This is a genomic window from Williamwhitmania taraxaci, assembly GCF_900096565.1.
Lineage (GTDB): Bacteria > Bacteroidota > Bacteroidia > Bacteroidales > Williamwhitmaniaceae > Williamwhitmania > Williamwhitmania taraxaci.
The window spans coordinates 1-1,895 of sequence record NZ_FMYP01000157.1; the positions used below are offsets into that span (position 1 = coordinate 1).

At 38.8% G+C, this 1,895-nt stretch carries 2 protein-coding genes; both read right to left on the bottom strand.

Features of this window, described 5'->3' with window-relative positions; genetic code table 11:
- On the bottom strand, positions 1 to 1,466 hold a 1,466-nt coding region (locus BLS65_RS17655), incomplete at its 3' end, for a hypothetical protein (RefSeq protein ID WP_139180988.1).
- 194 nt (positions 1,467 to 1,660) lie between these two features.
- Positions 1,661 to 1,895, bottom strand: a 235-nt coding sequence (locus tag BLS65_RS18575) for a fibrobacter succinogenes major paralogous domain-containing protein (RefSeq protein WP_212590595.1), incomplete at its 5' end; no start/stop codon positions are given.

Here is a 1,895-nt window from a genome sequence, read left to right on the forward strand (position 1 = left end):
TTCTCAAAAATAAGATCAACACTATCTTTTTGAGTTGTGGTCATGGCATCGTATGAATCGGGCAAATCATTAATAGTTGCCAAAGTATCTGTACCACAAACAATCTTATACGGCTTTCGAAGGTAAGAAAAGGCAAAATCGTCTTCAATTTTAAGCAACACATAGGGGTGATTCATATCGGGTACGTCGTACTTCACCACCGGGTCGCCGAGAGGAAACATTTCTTTGCCAATTTGGGAAGCGGTAATCTTAGGCGGCTTTGCAGGAATAGTGAATGACCTTACACAGGCAAAACTACCTGTATTATTTGTCTCTTGTAGCTGAAGTTTCCATTCTACTGGAACTGGATTAGGCTCATTGAATGGGTCCTTACCGTTATTATCACTTATTACTATTCTATAGGTTAAATCACCTAACGACTCCATTTGACATTTATATATAAGAGAAGGATCCATCACACCATTAACAAACACTGCTGCAACCCAATAAAAATATTTCTCATCAATATTGATATACCCGGTATCGGCGTAATTGTCCAACTTCACCTTAACAATAACATCACTATTGCAATAGGTACGCTTGATACCCATAATTGTATACTGCAATCCTTTTGGATAGAAAACAACACCTAAGACCGGTTTCCCAACCGTTTTCTTGCCGTTTAGCAATGTTTTTACCACCCTGAATTTCAAGCTGCGCCCCATCCACTTATAATAATTTGAACTAGGATCATCTTTGCGCCCAGCTATCTTTTCATAGGTCAAATTGATTATTGCATCTGGACTGACAGTAACACGAACGGTATCCAAATACTCCCCGCCATTATCAAGTGCAACCTCCAACACTGGCTTTTCCTTGCTTTTATTGTCATAGTAAGGTCCTACATGCAGAGGCAAAACCTCGGTATCGAGGCAGTATTTCGAATTGGTTGATGTGTTACCATTCCTAAGGTGGATAGGGTCATCAATGTATATGGTGGTAGTCATGTTATACCCTTGTCGCTTACCACTCCAGTTCCAACTATTACTACAGGGGTCGGATGCATCGCGCGACAGGGTACTTTCACCAACTTTTAAATCGGAAAGTTCAAACTCATAATCAAGATTGTTATCATTCTCCATACCGTTTACATGGCCATACACATGTATACCGGTAAGTGGATTTTTTCTAAGATCGACTAAGCCTGAAACGTTTTTATACTCACTAGCGTTATAATAGTCCTCGCCAAAGGGCAAAACACTGTCTTTTTTATTTGTATAAATTGTTAATACCTTAAGGGTTGAATCCGAATTATTAATTTTTACATCAACAGAATTAAAACTCGGACTGCCACAATCGCCCCATGCGGAATAGTGTTGCTTCACGGCAATGCAATAAAGGTTCTGTTCTTGAGCATTTACAGTTATTACTGTAATGCCTAAAAGCGCTAAACAAGTAAAAACAAAACGACTTAACCTATCTTTCATAACACTAATCATTTGCACTCAACAACTCTTAACCATCAGACAGCCGCTACGCCAATCAAAAAAAACCAAAAACTTAATTACTCTAATTACCATTGGGGGAATTATCGCCCCAATGGGAGAATACTTACAACACACAACAATGCATAGCACTGGAGAATCATAGCCCAAGCAAATCGATCCTTAACCTCATATAGCTAATCTTTAACACACCTGATGCTAACAAAACCCAGAAATCCAATACGATTAATCCCCTTAACTCCTGACCAAAAAGAACGAGCAACCATTATTCCATCTCCTGTTGAAGTATATAAGAATGAATCACTTCCAGCACCAGCCTCATGCCTAAAACCATTCTCTATTTGAATTTGTCCGGCTGGTAATAAATTAAAGCCAATTAAATCAGTTCCATTTCCGCTTACTCCATTATAA